General features: G+C 36.0%; 18 protein-coding genes. 8 read left to right on the top strand and 10 right to left on the bottom strand.

What is annotated here, in order from left to right; translation table 11 throughout:
• Positions 1–187: 187 nt before the first annotated feature.
• Entirely contained in the window at positions 188–1,051 is an 864-nt protein-coding gene (locus ACIGHG_RS15355; RefSeq protein ID WP_396549240.1) for a YtnP family quorum-quenching lactonase, read from the bottom strand.
• A gap of 79 nt (positions 1,052–1,130) precedes the next feature.
• Between ACIGHG_RS15355 and ACIGHG_RS15350 the strand changes: the two genes are divergently transcribed.
• The gene (locus ACIGHG_RS15350) at positions 1,131–1,595 is read left to right on the top strand and encodes a VOC family protein (RefSeq protein WP_336470916.1); all 465 of its coding nucleotides are present in this window, start codon (positions 1,131–1,133) and stop codon (positions 1,593–1,595) included.
• Positions 1,596–1,747: 152 nt separating this feature from the next.
• Positions 1,748–2,344, top strand: coding sequence for a nucleotidyltransferase family protein (locus tag ACIGHG_RS15345; protein ID WP_396549238.1), 597 nt, complete (start codon positions 1,748–1,750; stop codon positions 2,342–2,344).
• A 211-nt stretch (positions 2,345–2,555) separates the two neighbouring features.
• On the opposite strand, the gene ACIGHG_RS15340 is transcribed toward ACIGHG_RS15345, so the two are convergent.
• The gene (locus tag ACIGHG_RS15340) at positions 2,556–3,269 is read right to left on the bottom strand and encodes an SDR family oxidoreductase (RefSeq protein WP_336470914.1); all 714 of its coding nucleotides are present in this window, start codon (positions 3,267–3,269) and stop codon (positions 2,556–2,558) included.
• Between the two features lie 469 nt (positions 3,270–3,738).
• Positions 3,739–5,403 (bottom strand): M4 family metallopeptidase, encoded by a 1,665-nt coding sequence (locus tag ACIGHG_RS15335; RefSeq protein WP_336470913.1) that lies wholly within the window; start codon positions 5,401–5,403, stop codon positions 3,739–3,741.
• Positions 5,404–6,202: 799 nt separating this feature from the next.
• Here ACIGHG_RS15335 and ACIGHG_RS15330 point away from each other — a divergent pair.
• The 3 genes from ACIGHG_RS15330 (at position 6,203) to ACIGHG_RS15320 (ending at position 7,867) form a co-directional block, all read left to right on the top strand.
• Complete coding sequence (locus ACIGHG_RS15330; protein WP_336470912.1) at positions 6,203–6,364, top strand: glycine zipper domain-containing protein; 162 nt, start codon at positions 6,203–6,205, stop codon at positions 6,362–6,364.
• 336 nt (positions 6,365–6,700) lie between these two features.
• Positions 6,701–6,904 (top strand): hypothetical protein, encoded by a 204-nt coding sequence (locus tag ACIGHG_RS15325; protein WP_396549235.1) that lies wholly within the window; start codon positions 6,701–6,703, stop codon positions 6,902–6,904.
• A 297-nt stretch (positions 6,905–7,201) separates the two neighbouring features.
• A complete protein-coding gene (locus ACIGHG_RS15320) occupies positions 7,202–7,867 on the top strand; it encodes an HAD family hydrolase (RefSeq protein ID WP_396549233.1) in 666 nt (221 codons plus the stop codon).
• A 203-nt stretch (positions 7,868–8,070) separates the two neighbouring features.
• Here the strand turns inward: ACIGHG_RS15320 and ACIGHG_RS15315 are convergent, their stop codons facing one another.
• On the bottom strand, positions 8,071–8,409 hold the full coding sequence (locus ACIGHG_RS15315) for a winged helix-turn-helix transcriptional regulator (RefSeq protein ID WP_090918864.1): 339 nt from the start codon (positions 8,407–8,409) through the stop codon (positions 8,071–8,073).
• A 166-nt stretch (positions 8,410–8,575) separates the two neighbouring features.
• On the opposite strand from ACIGHG_RS15315, the gene ACIGHG_RS15310 reads away from it, so the two are divergent.
• The 3 genes from ACIGHG_RS15310 (at position 8,576) to ACIGHG_RS15300 (ending at position 9,980) form a co-directional block, all read left to right on the top strand.
• Positions 8,576–8,707, top strand: a complete 132-nt coding sequence (locus tag ACIGHG_RS15310) for a hypothetical protein (RefSeq protein WP_396549231.1) — start codon at positions 8,576–8,578, stop codon at positions 8,705–8,707.
• A gap of 77 nt (positions 8,708–8,784) precedes the next feature.
• Positions 8,785–9,393, top strand: coding sequence for an ester cyclase (locus ACIGHG_RS15305; RefSeq protein WP_396549229.1), 609 nt, complete (start codon positions 8,785–8,787; stop codon positions 9,391–9,393).
• A gap of 35 nt (positions 9,394–9,428) precedes the next feature.
• Positions 9,429–9,980, top strand: a complete 552-nt coding sequence (locus tag ACIGHG_RS15300) for an NAD(P)H-dependent oxidoreductase (RefSeq protein WP_396549227.1) — start codon at positions 9,429–9,431, stop codon at positions 9,978–9,980.
• 78 nt (positions 9,981–10,058) lie between these two features.
• Here ACIGHG_RS15300 and ACIGHG_RS15295 read toward each other — a convergent pair whose 3' ends face one another.
• The 6 genes from ACIGHG_RS15295 to ACIGHG_RS15270 all read right to left on the bottom strand — a co-directional run.
• A complete protein-coding gene (locus tag ACIGHG_RS15295) occupies positions 10,059–11,162 on the bottom strand; it encodes a Ger(x)C family spore germination protein (RefSeq protein WP_336470902.1) in 1,104 nt (367 codons plus the stop codon).
• A complete protein-coding gene (locus ACIGHG_RS15290; RefSeq protein WP_336470901.1) occupies positions 11,159–12,262 on the bottom strand; it encodes a GerAB/ArcD/ProY family transporter in 1,104 nt (367 codons plus the stop codon). The genes ACIGHG_RS15295 and ACIGHG_RS15290 overlap by 4 nt, the downstream gene beginning before the upstream one ends.
• 4 nt (positions 12,263–12,266) lie before the next feature.
• Positions 12,267–13,814 (bottom strand): spore germination protein, encoded by a 1,548-nt coding sequence (locus tag ACIGHG_RS15285; protein WP_336470900.1) that lies wholly within the window; start codon positions 13,812–13,814, stop codon positions 12,267–12,269.
• Between the two features lie 202 nt (positions 13,815–14,016).
• Entirely contained in the window at positions 14,017–15,372 is a 1,356-nt protein-coding gene (locus ACIGHG_RS15280; protein ID WP_396549224.1) for a D-serine ammonia-lyase, read from the bottom strand.
• Positions 15,373–15,555: 183 nt separating this feature from the next.
• Positions 15,556–15,987: a cell wall hydrolase gene (locus ACIGHG_RS15275; RefSeq protein ID WP_336470898.1), complete on the bottom strand. Its 432-nt coding sequence runs from the start codon at positions 15,985–15,987 to the stop codon at positions 15,556–15,558.
• Between the two features lie 140 nt (positions 15,988–16,127).
• On the bottom strand, positions 16,128–16,722 hold a 595-nt coding region (locus ACIGHG_RS15270), incomplete at its 5' end, for a Cna B-type domain-containing protein (protein ID WP_396549222.1).

The raw sequence follows: 16,722 nt of genomic DNA, 5'->3' as shown, positions 1-16,722 counted from the left end.
ATATAAATCTATGTTAATTTTTTGTCATATAAGCGGCCTATGCAGTCTTCCTTTGTTTTAATCCTTGTACGTGGCAGAAAAAGGCCCTGACCGCTTCTATGCATGGCCAGACCCTCTCGCCAACCCTAAAAAAAAGTTCGTTTTTCAACTTGGATTTATATAGTACTTAATGATTAACAACCTTTCGTTACACTTCACTCGTCACTTCTATTTCTTTTCGTTCTAACTTTTCTACCATATGCCCTTCTTCATCCCATTTCACCGCACGGTAATAAGCATCATGATAGAACGTAAACCACACATTTTGCTCTATACCGTACTTCATCCACTTTTGTTTATTTTCAATGGATGTCATCGGATAATCATCATACGCCATGACCCACAGTACATTTTGATGTGCATGTGTTGGCAGTAAATCCGCTAAGTGAAGTAATGTTTCATCTTTACTTTGTGCAACGACAACAGCATGTCCATCACTATGACCACCTGTATGAACCATTCGAATTTCATCTGTAATGCGCACTTCTTCTGTAAATGTTTGGACTTGATGCACAATTGGCTCCCAATTTTCTTTCCAATATGTATTACGTGAGCGGATATTCGGATTTCTCATTTCATCCCATTCTGTTTGTGATACATATATTTTTGCATTCGGAAACGCCGGAACAAGCTTTTCACCTTCCCATTTCGTTAAACCAGATGCATGATCAAAATGAAGATGCGTCATTAATACATACTGAATATCATCTGCTTTTAGCCCAAGCTGAGCGAGCGATTGTTCAACAGATGACTCTTCTGTCACCCCTTGATTTCGCTTCATTTTCTCATTCATCTTGTTGTTACCCATCCCTGAATCGATAAGCATATTTCCATCTTTTGTTTGCAGCAGCAATGGATCTGTTCGTAAATAAATTTGATTTTTATCATTATGGCTATATTTGCGTGACCAAAGTATTTTCGGTACAACGCCAAACATTGCCCCGCCGTCTAAATGTGTATTTCCTCCTCGCAGCCATGTTACTTGTATATCTCCAATTTTTAAATGTTCCATTTTCTGTATCCCCCTTCCTCTTTATGTTATCATATAATTCAGAAAAAATAGTCTACAAAACGAAAAAGGAGCCATTGTCATGATAAAAGGACTATACGAAGCACATCTTCCTGTCAGTAATCTAGAAATATCTATTGCTTTTTATGAATCATTAGGTTTAAAACTATATAAAAAACATGAAACAGTAGCTTTCTTCTGGATTATAGAAGGACAGAGCTGGTTAGGTCTTTGGGAAGGAAGTGAATACCAAACAAAGTACCACCCTTCTCTTAGACATATCGCCTTTCAAGTAGATTTACATGATTTAGAACATGCGATGGAGTGGTTAAAAGGAAAAGGAATTCAAGCACGGAAAGATTTTGGAATGGAGCCTATCGAACCAATTGTATTCCCAAATCAAGCACATGCCTCTGTATATTTCGATGATCCTGATGGCGATAGCTTAGAACTAATTGCTCGCCTTCCTTTTGAATTAGATCGAACGGATAAAGTGAAACTTCCATCAGTGGGGGGAGTTTTTCATCCCCCACTGATGGTTAGTTGAACCAATCGGGCTTTTACGGGCAGTTATCCCCCACCTATCTTCTTCGCTTCTCTCTCAATCTTGAGGTGGGGGTTTTACTGCCCGTTAATGCGGGATAAAATGTACTTAAGCGAATGGAAGGACATAACAAAAAAACAGAGAGGCACATACCTATGAAACTAACAAACGAACAAGATATCATTCAATTAGTACAAAAAGATCCATGGATGATGGATATATTACAAACTGTTAAACAATTACACTTACCTGATTGGTGGGTGTGTGCCGGATTTGTCCGCTCAAAAATATGGGACACTCTGCACGGGTTTGAAGAAAGAACGCCCCTTCCAGATGTTGATGTTGTTTATTTTGATGCGGAAAATATTGATGAATCCGAAGAGAAAAAATACGAAAAACAGTTGCTGAATATGTCGTCAAATGTACCTTGGTCTGTTAAAAATGAAGCAAGAATGCACATCATTAACAACATGCCGCCCTTTTCTTCTTCAGTAGATGCTATATCAAAATTTCCAGAAACAGCAACGGCGCTAGGTTTGAGATTAAACGAGCAGGATGAAATTGTATTAGCTGCCCCTTGGGGTGTACAAGATATCATTAACTTAGAACTACGACCGACTCCTTGTTATGAAGAAACGAAGGAATATGCAAACATGTATGAGGAACGTGTACTTACGAAGAAGTGGCAGGAGAAATGGAGTAAGCTGAAGGTTTTTTATCCTTTAAACGCTATATATATAAATACAAATTGAAAAACCGACATAAAAACCCACTTTCTTTTTAGGGGAGGGCGAGAGCATCTGACCGTGCATTGAAGCGGTCAGAGCCTTTTCCTGCCACATGCGAGGTTTTAAAAAAAGGAGCAAGCAAGTAGCGGTCCTGTTATGTTCTGCATAGCAGCGACTTATGTGTCGAAAAATGAAAAACGCTATTCTCTTAAAAAGAATAGCGTCTTCCATTCTATTAAATTAACGTATGCCCACCTTCAATATGAAGAACTGTTCCTGTAACAAATCCGTTCTGCATAGCATATAGTACAGCCTGGGCAACATCTTCCGCCTTACCTACTCGCCCCGCTGGAAGTTTGTTCCCTAAGTCAGTGTAGAATTTGTTGCGCGCTTCTTCTGCCATTTTGCTTCGTGACGGTGTATCAATAATTCCTGGTGAGACAACATTCACGCGAAGTGGAGCGAGTTCTAGCGCTAATGTTTGACCAAGGTTAGAAACAGCGGCATTGACTGCACCAAGTGTCGCCGATCCAATCATAGATTTATAAGCGACAACTCCAGAAAATAAAGTGATTGAACCATTACCAGCAATTTTCGGGGCACCATATTTCGCTGCATAAAATTGTCCCCAAAATTTATTTTCGAATAACTGACGTGCTGCGGCTGTATCTGTATCAATAAAAGAACCTCCAGATGTTTCTGCTGCTGTAACAACTAAATGATCAATCGTGCCTGTTTGTTCAAAAAAGGATTGTACTTGTTGTTCTTGCGTTGTATCAAGCACATGAATTGTTACGTTTCCTTTTAACTGATCCTTTGCCCCTTGCAGTTTTTCCTTAGAACGACTAGCAATGATGACCTCAGCCCCTTGCATAAGTGCGAGTCTTGCTGTTTCTAAACCAATCCCAGAACTTCCACCGATAATGACAATTTTCTTATTGTTTAGCATGTTCATTTCCCCCAGTTTTTTTGTTTTGTTTTACTGAGGTTATTGTAATTCCAAAACTTTCTTTTTTAAAGTAGTGATATTTAATTCACATAGTTACATTTTGGAAAGTTTCTTTTTTATAAAGAATGTACTTCTATCACCATACATGCCTATCAATCTAAGGAATTTTAATCCCCCCAAGTACCAAAAAGCGCGAATTCGTACGCTAAGGTTTTCTATTTACGGAAAACCTTAAGTTATGAACTTCTTTATAGAGAATCATTGAGGATGGAAACACAAAAATTACAGCACTAGTCCTTAATCACCAACAATTCAGAGATAAATGGTGTAAGATGAGAATAGGTGGTCAGAATTTTCATTTTATGAAAAAACGATATTCTTTTTGTAGAAAAGTACAAAAAGAATATCGTTTTTTAGCACTATAGAAACTTTTTTATTATTTCAGGGATCTTTTTATGTTAAATAAAAATTATTTAACACCAACAGCATCAAATGCTTTGTTTACAGAGGTAACCTCAGCTGATTGCGTTCCATATAAATCTGCGGCTGACTGTACAAAGGCTTGTCTTGCTTGAGAAAATGTTGCTGATTCTGTTAGATATTGAGTATTTGCGCGATAAAAGATTTTGCCCATTTTATCTTTACCAATACCATTTACAGTTACTCCATAATGAGTACCACCCTCTGCAATGAGATACGCTGCTTTATTGATAATCCCACTATTTGTGTGTACTAATTGACTTTGATTCGTTCCTGTATAACGTTTAGAATAATGGTCTGGATCACCGTATTTTGTTGGATCACTCATAGAACGAAGGGCTTGTCCCGATTGGAAGAATAAATCTTCCCCAATTAAATAATCAGGATTTGAGTTATTATAATATTCAACTAATGTGCCGAAAACATCTGACATTGCTTCATTAAGTGCGCCAGATTCATTTTGATAGATTAAATTGGATGATGAATCTGTAACTGCATGTGTTAGTTCATGACCAACAGCATCAATTGCGGCTGTAAATGAACGCGTTGATCCATCTCCATCTCCATATACCATTTGTTTTAGCTCTGGGTCCCAAAACGCGTTTTCATACTGTTGTCCAAAATGAACAGTTGAAACAATTTTAGTACCGTTTCCGTCATAAGAATCTCTTCCATGAACCGTTTTATAATAATCATATACTTTTCCTGCGTAAGTATGAGCATCTACAGCCGCTTGTGCATTTTTGCTTATAAAACTGTTCGTGCTATTATTAAAAAGGACACCTGGAAGGACCGAAGTGTCATCTTCGCTTCCTTTATTTTGTGCATCATACGTATAAATTCCCTGTCCGCGTGTTTTATCTACTAAATAATAAGTATTATTAGATTTTAAGAGATTCAAGCTTCTGGTATTTCCAAATGAATCTTTCCCTGTCCCAGTTGTTACTGTTCCGGTAATATTTCTTGGATTTTTTGCTGCATGTAAAACTTCAATATGATCTAGGATTTTTCCAGTCTCTGCTTCAACAAAATAATCATGGCTACCTGGTTGTGGAGATAAAAATCCTAAATGAACATGATATGCATAGGATACTGTGTCATCTTTTGCATATACTACAAGTTCAGATGTTGGTTCTACAGTATAGTTTGGTTTAAATCCTAGTTCCTTTTCAGCAAGAGACACTGCTTCATTAGCAGAAATTTTTTGATTTGGTTGTTGTAATTTTTGGTCTAAATCAGGAATAACGGTTCCTGAAAAAACAGTTAATACTCCCTTATTATCAACATGTGCAACTTGTGTAGATCCCCATACTGGAACACCATTATAGGTTTGTTGTAATCGAATAACTTTTGCTCCTAACGTATCATCTTCTTGTTTCTTTACAGTGAATGATTCTTTAGCACTTTTTGTGCCTAGTTTATATTTGTCCTTATTTTCATCAACATATCGAAATACTACATCCTCAGTTTTTGTTGAAGATGGTGTAGTCAGCTGTCCAGAAATAAACTCTGGAGACTTGATAGCCTCATTATACTTCTCTGTAGACAGCACATTATTTGATGTAGCTGCATAGCTAGATGTCGGTAAACTAATTGATGTAGCAACAATACCAGCTGACAATAAAACTGCTAAACTTTGTTTCTTTGTTTTCATGTTTTCTTCTCCTTTGTTTTTACACCCTGCATTAAACAGAATATTTATATTTTTTGAAAATTATATTTTTATATATACATTCTGTAAAGGTAGGTAATTGTTAAAAATGGAAAATAATTCATATTATTTATATCGGTTTACTTGTAATTTTGTTTATACAAGACTTTAAAGTGTTGAGTTTACTAGGTTTTCATAATAAATATGCAATTTTGCATATTATATAAATATAAATTGAGAAATAAATATTCTACAAAAAATTCAAATGATGGTTTAAGTGAGAAGGGGAATTCATCAAATATCATTTAATAATTATATAAACACAAATTAAAAAATCGACATAAAACCCTCTTTCTTTTTAGGCGGACGAGAGCATCTGGCTGTGCATAGAAGCGGTCAGGGCCTTTTTCTGTCACATGCAAGGTTTAAAACAAATGGAAGTTTCACTTTATAAAAAATCACGAACTTAGTTTTACTTTTAAGGGGGTTTCCCGTCATTTTACAATTTCCTTAACTAAAATTGGATTTTCTTAACATAATTTCCATTACCTATATGGTAAAATGGATTAAGCAGTTCCCCATAAACTGTTTTTTCAATAGCAAAGTACGCGAGAACAAACTCTCTACTATGAGGGTTTGTTTTTTTATTGCTATTTAAAATTTTATGTGCCATAAAGAGTGTGTAAATAAATCTTATTATATAATTAAACTAATGATTTGTTATTCATCTTTGCCATACTATAAATGAGTCATGTACTTAAAACTTACAATTCATAATTCTGCAGAAAGGAAATATATCTTCTTGAATAAAAATAAACAAAGTGATGCAAAAACGGTAATTGGAATATCTATAGGAATGTGTTTGGGGACAACTTTCGGGTTGCTTATTCATAACCTTGCTCTTGGTATAACTATTGGTGTTGCTATTGGATTTGGAGTTTCTAAAATAAAACGAAAGAAATAACTTCATTTATGCTAAACAACAGCAGTAGAATACCCCCTTACCTTTGAAATGATAAGGGGGTATTCTTATAAAATTTAGTTACCATAATCTTTGTTATCAATAATTAAAAGTATAAATCCTTATATATGAATAGATAAAAATCAACTCTTTTTTCTATTATTAAATTCTAATTTAGTTACCAAATAGATAATCAACCAAGATACATGTAATTTCGAGCCATAGGTTGTATTATGTAAGGCTGACATGAATAGAATATTTATAATGTAACATAGCATTATTTCTGTTAAAATGGAATTAAAAGGAAGTTGCTATGCATCTATGTAGCTAATAAAGGAGATGATTATATTGATAATCTTTTGGTATTTCTTACTCATTCTGTTAGCTGTTCTGGCCGATTACTATTGGTTAGACATGGATAGTAAAAGATGGGGATGGTTTAAAAAGACAAGTAAAAAACAAAAAGCAATCTTTTTTACCTTTGTTCTTCTTTTAACTTTCATAGTATACATACTTATTGATATTGAATACTTTAAAAATTGACACCCTTAGTTAGCTAAGGAGCCAATTTTTCTTATGAACTCGATAATTAATGTCCCTCACCCTCAATGACGAGAATGATGTGAATGAAAAATATATCAGAAAGAAAATAAAGTGAAACTTCCATCAGTGGAGGTTTTCTTCATCCCCCACTGATGGAAAGCCCGCCCAATCGGGCACATGCCAGCAGTTGTCCCCCACCTATCTTCTTCGCTTCTCTCTAAATCTCGAGGTGGGGGTCTTACTGCCCACAAATAGCGGGATAAATTAGTAAGCAATGGAAAAAAAGGAGAGAAAGCAATGTTACAATCATTGATTTTTGATATGGATGGAACTCTATTTCAAACTGAAAAAATTCTAGAATTATCACTTGATGATACTTTTAACCATTTACGGTCACTAAATTTATGGGATACAGTAACTCCTATTGATAAATACCGTGAAATTATGGGGGTACCTTTACCAAAAGTTTGGGAAGCCTTGTTACCTAATCATTCCAATGAAATAAGGGAACAAACGGATGCTTATTTTCTGGAAAGATTAGTTGAAAACATAAGAAATGGGAAAGGTGCTTTATATCCTAATGTAGAGGAAGTTTTTAGTTATTTAAAAGAAAATAATTATTCCATTTACATAGCGAGTAATGGTTTAACGGAATATTTACAAGCAATTGTAAGTTATTATAATTTGGATAATTGGGTTACTAAAACATTTAGTATTCAGCAAATACAAACGCTCAATAAAGGCGATTTAGTTAAAACCATTATAAAAAAATATGATATAAAAAGGGCAGCAGTAATTGGAGACCGTCTATCTGATATAAATGCTGCGAAAGATAATGGTTTAATTGCAATTGGATGTAATTTTGATTTTGCGCAAGAAGATGAACTTGCTCAAGCTGATTTTGTAATAAATGACTTAATGGAGTTAAAGACAATATTGCCTGAAATGAAAATAGTTTACTAAACCAACAGGTGCTTTAACTAAATAGGAGAAATAATAAATCAACGCTCAGAATGATATAGTTCTGAGCGTTTTTGTTTGTTATTAAAAATGTTTTGTCGTTTTTCTCTACAATAACGGAACTACCTAAATTAAAAAGCATCCTTTTTTATATTATTATATTTCTTTACACATATTCCCTTTTCCAATATGAATCATTATTTCTTCTATAACGTTAATCCGAACCGTTTTAATTCAATGAAAATATGTTCTAAACGTTTCCCCTTCTCTGTTAATGTGTATTCAACGCGCGGGGGAACTTCTGGATATACCGTTCTTTCCACAATTCCATGCACTTCAAGTTCCTTCAGACGAAGTGAGAGCGTTTTCGGGCTAATTCCATCCATTGATTTTTGCAAGTCACTAAACCGCATCGTTCCTTCAATAAGAAGGTCTCGAATAATTAAAAACGTCCACTTTGTTCCGATTACATCAAGTGTTTTCGCAATGGGACAAATTTGCCCCGGCGTTCCCTTTGTTAATTCGATTGGCTCCATGTTACTCATTGAAACACGCTCCTAAAAATTTTTTTCGATTGATTTTCTTTATATTATCACAATTCTATCTTTATGGTAACTATATGAAATAAATATCACTACTTCCTAAAAGGAATAAACTATACATACAATATCATTAGAGACTGACGCTATTTACAAAATAAGGAGGTGAGCTATGAATATTAGTCCGTTTAACTTAGCGGATCATTCTTTAGCGGGTGGATTATCAACACTGGACCCGGACTTCATGCAGGCCCGTGGATTGCTGCTCTTGTTACCGCTGCTGGGCTTTTCGTTACATTATTGAGTTGGTCTTTAGATAAACGAGAAGCCATATTCACTGCGCAACAGAGTAGAAAAATATAAAAAGCAAAGGAGACCATTATGAGCTTACAAAAAAAAATCATGAAAAACATAGCTAGTGTCACAAGCATCTTCGGAGTCATGATTATGATGGCAGCGTGTCATACGCAAACATCAGAATACAAGACTGCTGCACCAGCCAAGAAAGATATTCAACTATTGAAGGAGTTTCCTCAACCTAAATCGATGACAATCGATCCTTCGTTGGATCAACAAAAAGCTACAGAGATGGTTCATGCTGCGCAGCGCTTCTATGCATTTTGGAATACTGGAAATAACGCTCTCATCCCGCAAACTGTTACAGACAACTTTTTTGATAACACGTTGCCAAAAGGGCGTCCTCAAGGACCAAAAGGCTTAACATTTGCCTCAAGCAATTTCCGTAAAGCCTTTCCGGACTTACAGTGTAATATCGAGGATTTAGTAGTAACTGGGGAAAAAGTAACAGCTCGTCTATCATTCACTGGAACACATAAAGGTAATTTTGGAGAGAAACAGCCAACTGGCAAAACTGTTAATTTCTTTGCTATCGACATTTTACGAGTGAAAGATGGAAAAATCATTGAAGATTGGCACTTAGAAGATAATCTAACGCTTATGCAACAACTCGGCGTTGTACCTGAAAATTAATTGAAACACATTATAAAATAAAGGGGAAAACGACAATGAAAAATATACTTATTATAAACGGCCATCAAACCTATAGATCAGCAGAAGGAAAACTAAACAAAACATTGACGGATAACATGATCAATGTATTAGGTGCAAATCACAATGTCCAAACAACAGTCGTTCAAAATGGATACAGTACCATGGAAGAACAAAGTAAGTTTTTATGGGCTGATATTGTCATCTTCCAAACACCTATCTATTGGTTCAATGTGCCTGGATTACTGAAAACATATATGGACGAGGTGTATGCTTACGGATTATTTTTCAAAGGATCTGAGCAATACGGAAGAGGCGGCTTATTAACTGACAAACATTATATGTTTTCAACTACATGGAATGCTCCGGAACAAGCATTTAACGATCCTGCGCAATTTTTTGGAGGAAAGAGTTTAGAAGAAGCACTCAGCCATTTACACCGCACACAAGATTTTATCGGTATGAAACCATTAAAGAGCTTCGCTTGCTATGATGTAATAAAAAATCCGGATATTGATAGATTTGTATTTGAGCTGAATACACACCTAGAAGAAATATTACCGCTTTAATTCATATTTAATGAGAACAGCCCCTTCATAAAATCGAAGGGGCTTGCAGTCTTAATACAGATTTTAGTTAAACGCTTGTTACTTAATCGTTCCCATCCCACCAATTCTCACACTTACCTTAACATTCACATCCCCCTTTGCCAATGCCTTATTCCAGTTATTTTGAACTTTTTTCCATTGTGGGTATGTGTAGGTTCTTGCATAAATTCCAAGGCCAATCGGATCAATTTCAGCAGCTTGTATTTTCTTTATGAGTTGCTTGAAATCAGCCTCCATCTTCGTTTCAATAGCCTTTTGCAATTTTGCTGCATCTTTTCTTGTATTAAACGAAAAAAGCCGTTCTGTAATGCCGATTCTCATCTTTACATCTATATGAAATATAAAATGGTTATCATACCTTACCTTTGTCTTTACTTTAATATTTTGGGTACTAAAGCTTATCCAATCTTTATCCTGGTTATCCGATTTTAGCTTAATTGGAATTGTAAATGGAAACTCGCCTTTCGTTTCGTGCTGCAAAATACGTAACAATTTGTTTTCATCAGATTTTAACGTAAATTTATATCTTCCTTTTTCATCTAACAACGCTGTACCTGTCAGCCATAGTTTATTCTTTTTTTTCATCTCAGTAATACTTGCTGTCATCCCTTTATCTATCGTTTGTTCATGCAATTTTTGAAGAGTTGTTTTTACCGTGACATTTCTTAAATAAGCGGTGTCAACTAGTTTTGTTAAATATAAAGGAAGCCGTGGCTTATCCTTTGGATTATAAAAGATGACGTCTGAAACAGGTCCATCTACAGCAATGACTCTTGTAGTGACTGTGTTTTTTGGATCCCGATAAAATGGATCAAGGTACTTTTCCCAATTTTTTTGTTTCATTAGCCGTTTTCCAACTAAAAAAACTTGTGTCTTACTTCCCGAGGTTAGCGCCATAACTGTAGCGTCAAATTCCTCTCTAGAATTTCGAACTGTAACAGATTTCACGCCGGTATTTTCTTCTTTTCTCTTTGCCTCTTTACTAAAAACAGGACTTGACATGTACACCAATAAATTATCATTTTGATCTAAATCTATACCAAGCATTAGAGTCAAGGAAACATCTTCAACATTTGTTTGATCAAAACAACCAGTCATCATAAACACCAATAACAAAATGCAACATAATACCTTTCTTTTCAATGTATCCCCCCCTGGCGATACTTCTCATATACCCAGCTATACAGCCATAAAATAATAGGTGATATATACGTCAATCCTAATCCTGCATTCGATATTGCCTGTTGCCAAGTTTCGGATTGATTCCAACTAGGATGAGTCCAAAATATAAAGCCAATAATGAGTATCAGTAGAACAACGAGGTGAGAGCTATGGTCTTGTTTCCCTAGTAATTGGCTAGAACAAAAGACAGCGCAGTATATACAAGGCATCCAAGCTGTGGAAACAACAATTAAGTAAACAGCTAATAAAATCATGTCAAAACGTTCTAAAAAACGAAATTCAATTACTTTCAATAAATTTAGTACGGGCTGATTAAATTCTGTAATGCTGTCAGGGCTAAAGTAGGCAAAGCAAACAAGAGTAGCAAATAAATAAAATAACATCGTCAAAGTATTAGCAATAACGAATCCATGGACTGCATACTGTTTTTTTTGTAAAAAGGGATATAAAAAGAATGCGATATCAAACCCTAAAAAAGTAAAAATTGTGGTCGGTACAGCTGCTAATACCGGTTTCCATCCTTCTTTTAAGAGCGGAAAGAACGGCAGCCAACTCCCACCTTCTTTTAGCGGTATCAAAAAAAACACTGGGACCCAAATCATCATATAAAAACCAAGTTCGCAGTATCGTCCTAGAATTCGAGGACCGTTGCGTACAACAATAAATGTAGGAATGGAAAACAAAAAGATAATGATATAGTCAGGCGTTTTCGGAAGAAGCCACCCCTTAAGATAAAGCAAAGCATTCACAAGAATGATGCAAGAATAGCAAGCAAAATAGATCATGTAAATAACAGCTAGCGCTTTCCCAACTATTTTTCCAAACAATCGTATAAGAATGTCATAAAGCGTGTCCTCTGGATATCTTGCAGATGTTTTCACGATAAAAATACCGGATATTGTGGAGAAGGCCCAGCCGATAAGTATAGCAATCCATCCATCTGTTCCAGCTTTTTCAGCAAGCACTCGCGGGAGAGATAAAATGCCAGTTGCGACCTGCATTCCGTTAATTAAAAAAATATACTGGAGAAGTGTGATGTCATTATAGGCATACTTTTTCATAGTTTCACCTTTTATTATGGTTTTGTCCTTGTCGAATAGATGGGGCAGCTCCCGTACCCTTAGGGCGACTTTTCATTGTCCATAGAGGAAAGCGTACAAAAGCATCCTTCATATCTGCAAAGCGAAATGGCGCTAACGGAGTGCCATAAGGAGTGCCTAGCGATTCAAGACTGATAAGATGTGCAACTAATGTCATCCACCCGATAACAAGTCCGACAATTCCAAATAAAGCAGCTGATATCATCATAGGAAATCGTAATAATCTGACCGCAGCTCCCATATCATAATTTGGAATAATAAAAGAAGCGATGGCTGTAACAGCAACAACAATAATCATAATGTTGCTGACAATTCCCGCCTGAACAGCCGCCTGTCCAATAATAATCCCGCCTACAATTCCAACTGTCTGACCAATCGGAGTAGGCAGCCGCAGGGCTCCTTCCCTCATCATTTCCAATGTCATTTCCATAAGCAGCGCTTCCATAACTGGAGAAAATGGTACGCGCGTTCTTGATTCCGCAATAGATAAAAAAAGCTCTACAGGAATGACTTCAAAATTGAAGGAAATAAACGCAACATAACTTGCTGGCAAAAAGAGAGCAATCATAAAAGCTACGAAACGAAGTATCCGAATAGACGAGGCAACTAACCAACGTGTCCCGTAATCATCAACTCCTTGAAAAAAGGATATAAAATTTGTCGGAGCAATCAATACATTTGGAGAATGATCCACAACAACCACAAATCTTCCCTGGAGAATGTGAGATACAGCCACATCAGGTCTTTCAGTTAATATAAATTGCGGAAACGGAGAATATGGATTATCTTCAATGAATTCGATAAGTTCACCAGCACTAATGACAGCATCCACCATAATGTTTTCAATCCGTGTTTCCAACTCCTTCAGCACATCTTCGGAAGCTACATCTTTCAAATATACAATGGAAATCCTCGTTTTACCCCGCATACCAATTGTTGTTTCTTGTAACACTAATTCTCGATGAGGAATATATCTTCGAAGCAATGCAACATTTAGACTTCCAGTTTCTACAAAGGCTTGATGCGCACCTTTTAGAGATATTTCATTACGAGTATCTTCAATATTTCTTTGTGGCCATCCTTTCGTATCTAATTGATGCGCTGTCGTTTGACCATGAATCAATAAAACACTATCTCCTCCCAAAATAGCATTTTCAATCTGGCTCCATGTATTAATAATTTCAATATGTCCTAATGGAATTGGAAGTTCTGTATTCGCATCACGGCCGCTATCCATCAAAGGAGTTAGAACATGACTTTGAATCAATTGTTTATCTGTTAATCCAAACAAATACACTAAAGCTGCTTCTAGTCCATCTACCGTCATTGGAAACCGACGAATCACTAAATCAGGAGCTTGACGAAAGAGTTCCTGAAGCTTAGCTATGTTTTTAGATAAATCAGCGTCTAAGAGGGAGTCCTCTATATTTTTTTCTTGAAAATGAGTATTGTCACGTCTTGAAAATGACTTAGGATTGCCTCTACTTTTTAACCGTTTCAGAAATTTAACCATGAACTCCCCTCACTTTCTACATGCGTTCTATATTATTGTTTAGTATGCATTTCTTAAGGGAAAATATCCTAATAACTAACAAGAGGCAGTGCCGGAATTATTGTTATAGACGCTCATTAATCAAATCTCCAAAATAAAAAAGGATTTCTTTCTATTAGTCATACAGAAAGAAATCCTTTTTTACTTTAGGAATATACCAAACCTATACTTCTAGCCCTTTTTTATAATACTCTTCCATAATTTCTTTAGGGACCATACTGCCACCTGTCCCCCACATGACGTGTGTGGCATTTTCTAATTTGTCTGTTAAACAATGCTTTCTTAAATATTCCTGACCTTCTTTTTCTTTCAATAGCCTAATTGGCCCTGGCACACTTGCTACCGCAGAAGGCTCTAAGCTCATATTCTCTGAATCGATCAATGCACTTAATAATTGATACAAATGATTATCATTCACCGTATAACATCCACTTAATAAAGATTCAATGTTTTGCCCAACAAACCCTGATGGCTTTCCAACCGCAAGGCCATCTGCCACAGTGATGCTATCAATACCAAAATCTTTTACAGAAACTTTATCATGTAATCCTGTGATTAAGCCTATTAACATACTCGGACAATGAGTAGGTTCTGCCAAAAAACAATGTACATGGTCTTGATATATTAATTTTAAACCAAACGCAATCCCCCCCGGTCCCCCTCCTACTCCGCATGGAAGGTACACAAAAAGTGGGTGATTTCCATCTACTCTTATACTCATATCTTTTAATTGTTGTTGTAAGCGAGAGGCAGCCACTGCATATCCTAAAAATAAATCATGAGAATTTTCATCATCGATAAAGTAACAGTTTGGTTTGTTACTCGCATACTTTCGGCCTTCTTCTACAGCATTACTGTAATCTCCCTTATATTCAATAACTGTTGCTCTCTTACTCTTCAGAAAATCCTTCTTCCATTTCTTTGCATCAGCTGACATATGGACCGTTACGTTAAAACCCATTTTAGAACATATAATGCCAACGCTAAGTGCTAAGTTGCCAGTTGAACCTACTGCAATCGAGTATTGTGAGAAGAAGTTTCTAAATTTTTCACTATCTATCATTGAATAATCATCTTGCAGTGTTAACAATTGATGTTGAATAGCTAAATTTTCGGCATGTTTAAGAACCTCATAAATACCACCTCTTGCTTTAATTGAACCTGCAATCGGAATATGACTATCACATTTTAATAAAAATTGACCAGGAGATGTTAAACCATGAATTTGTTCTAAGTGCTGTTGCATAGAAGGAATTTTAATGATAGGAGATTCAATAATTCCATTTAACTTTTTTGTTTCTGGAAAGACTTTCGCAATATAGGGAGCAAAACGTTTTAATCTTTCTTCCGCATCTTTTACATCTTTTTCATTAAATCGAGTTTTTTCAATTCCTGTTTGAAACAATTCGTATTTAGGGTTGGACCAAAATACTTCCTTTGTTCGTATGAGATCATTTATTAAAGGATATGTTTTGATCCAGTCTTGTACAGTTGTTCCTTCAATTCGAATGGTGTTCATCTTCTTCCCCCTTTTTGTAGCAATTGATCTATAACCGCATTGTATATTGGTTATAATAATTCTTCAGATATTAAAATATCCCCCAAAAAGCCACCCCATTTTGGAAAAGGGTGGTTTTTTGGGTACCGATTATTGTCGAACGGTCTTTATATTGTGTCAAATCGCCGATATATTTATCCTGCACTATTTTCCGGCATATACTTTCGGGCATTCATCTCCAGTCGGTTCGTAAAAACAATGATTCTTGTATTGTCCTGCATGAGGCTGATCCCACCATGTAGGAGGACAATTACCAACTGGACGGAAAAACCACAAAGAATATACACCTGGCCATATACGAGCATAATTCAAACATTTTCTTGCCATTTCTTTGTCGCTCTCTCTTGCTCTTTGATAGAAATACCCTTTTGTCGTTGCTTCAAATCCGCCTGGTTGCTGATACACCATTTGTGAAATATTTGTAATTTGTTTAAAGTCTAGACAATCGCACATGACACGATTCACACCAACTGTCCCTACAGCCATCATACCTTGTTGTCCTTCTCCTTCTGCTTCAGCACGCATGAGACGAGCTAATAAATCGACATCACTTTCTGTATACGCAATTCTTGTCATTTATCTCCCTCCATTCTCACTATAACTATATGCAAAAATAATTATTTGTTTTAAAAAGACAGGTTCTAAATAACAAAAAACCCGAATAGCGACTTTTTAACTTGTCTACTACTCGGGTTATAGCTTAATAAATAATCTAATTATTTAACTCTTTGACGAAGGAATAACATTCCACCTAAAACGAACAATACCATACCTCCAACCATTGAAATTATCTCTGCTGGTGTTCCACCTGTTTTAGGAAGTAATACTGTCGTATTATCATTTTCTTTAAGGGACGGAACTTTTGGATCGTTATTTGGATCATTATTTGTATTGTCCTTAGGAACTTCAGGTGTAGGTTCCTTAATCTTTGTATTCGTAATGTCATAACCATTCACTTCTGATTTATATCCTGCTACTGGTTGCTCTTTTACTTCATACTTATATGCTTGGCCGTCTACATCATATGCTTCTAATCCTGTAAACGCATATTTCCAATCGCTTGCTGCTGTTACGTCTTTCGTGTCAATCACTTGGCCGTTTTGCAGTAAGTCTATTTTGATTGTGCTCGGACGATCTGTCGCGTTGTTGTCATTCCACGTTTTCGTTCCTGCTACTTTTGTTTGGCCTACTTTTGTATTTGTAATGTCATAACCCTTTACTTCCGATTTGTATCCGTCTACTGGTTGTTCTTTCACTTCATACTTGTACGCTACTCCGTTTGCATCGTACGCTTGTAGATTGTCAAACGTG

This window comes from Bacillus sp. NPDC077411, from assembly GCF_044543425.1.
Lineage (GTDB): Bacteria > Bacillota > Bacilli > Bacillales > Bacillaceae_G > Bacillus_A > Bacillus_A bruguierae.
The sequence above is the reverse complement of the archived record's forward strand: the minus strand, read 5'-3'. Positions and strand labels throughout refer to the sequence as shown.